Origin of the sequence: Candidatus Thiosymbion oneisti (genome assembly GCF_900092655.1) — a bacterium.
Lineage (GTDB): Bacteria > Pseudomonadota > Gammaproteobacteria > Chromatiales > Chromatiaceae > Thiosymbion > Thiosymbion oneisti.
Genome location: NZ_FLUY01000962.1, coordinates 1 through 689 on the forward strand (window position 1 = coordinate 1; position 689 = coordinate 689).

General features: G+C 63.7%; 1 protein-coding gene. It reads right to left on the reverse strand.

The features are described 5' to 3' along the window. Nucleotides 1–689, reverse strand: a 689-nt coding sequence (tssI, locus tag BQ17_RS09840; protein WP_141699213.1) for a type VI secretion system tip protein TssI/VgrG, incomplete at both ends; no start/stop codon positions are given.

Sequence of the window (689 nt, forward strand, 5' to 3'; positions counted from 1 at the left end):
TTGTAGACCCCGCCGGTGATGATGGGCCGGTCGGGGTCGCCTTCCAGGAAGTCGACGATGACTTCCTGGCCGATGCGCGGGATTGCCACAGCGCCCCAGTTCTTGCCGGCCCAGGGGTGGGAAACACGTACCCAGCAGGAGCTGTGCTGGTCGGATTGGCCGTAGCGGTCCCAGTGGAACTGGATCTTGACCCGGCCATATTGGTCGGTCCAGATTTCTTCGCCGGCTTTGCCGACGACGATGGCGGTCTGGGGGCCCCGGACCAGGGCAGGAAGTGTAGTCCGCGGTGGCCGAAAGGGGGTCTGGGCATCCAAGGCAGTAAACCAGCACTGGAAGACCGGGCCGGCGCTTGGCTTCCCGGAGGAACCGAAGGCGTCGGACTTCAGTTTGTACTTGGTCGAGACGATCAGGTATTCCCGGTTCTGGTCTTGGCGGGGATACTCGGTCAGCTTGAAGCGCGATCCGGTGGCTAAGCCACGGGCATTGCCGGCACCCTGTAGGGTCTCGTAGTCCACATGGAGTTCTTCGATGCGGGCGCGCACCCAGTCGTCGCCCTGATCGTACTGGGTGTAGCCACCCGGATAGTCGTAGCGCTCCAGATCCGCCCGGGCGTGCTCATGCGGGTGGTCCCGCTCGGTCAGCAGGTCTTTGCGCGGCGCTGTAAAGTCGAAATCGGTGTGGACGAAGGC